Here is a 454-nt window from a genome sequence, read left to right on the forward strand (position 1 = left end):
CGCCAGGGTCAATTGGCGCGCGGCGCGACGTTGTTCGGCCGAGGACAACAGGCCTGGGGCAGCGGTGGTCGCCGTCATTGACTGGCTCCTTGAATGATCAACCGGGAATCGTCTTTCGGGTTGACGGTGGTGACCGACCCGGCCTGACCGAGAATTTTCGGCAGGCGTTCGCGATACAGACGCAGGAGCATTTGCGGGACGCTAGACGTGGCCAGACTCGAGACGGTTGCGGTATCGGTCGAGGCTTTGGCACGACGCTCGCCTGCCTGCGCGTGAGCCACCTGGAGCGTGCGGTCTGCCTGTTCGTTGGCGGACTGGGCAAGTTTCTCGGCATCGGTGCGCGCGTTAGCCACTGCTTTGTCAGCCTGCTGACTGGCGGTCAGAACCGCATTGAAAGCACTGATCGCTGGCTCCGGCAGACTCGATTGCACATCGACCCGCGACACCTCGATAC

At 63.0% G+C, this 454-nt stretch carries 1 pseudogene; it reads right to left on the minus strand.

What is annotated here, in order from left to right:
* Positions 1-74 precede the first annotated feature (74 nt).
* Positions 75-454 (minus strand): annotated as a pseudogene (locus J5M71_RS28335) (protease modulator HflK); the annotation flags it as partial.

This window comes from Pseudomonas sp. 43(2021) (assembly GCF_017490805.1).
Taxonomy (GTDB): Bacteria; Pseudomonadota; Gammaproteobacteria; order Pseudomonadales; family Pseudomonadaceae; genus Aquipseudomonas.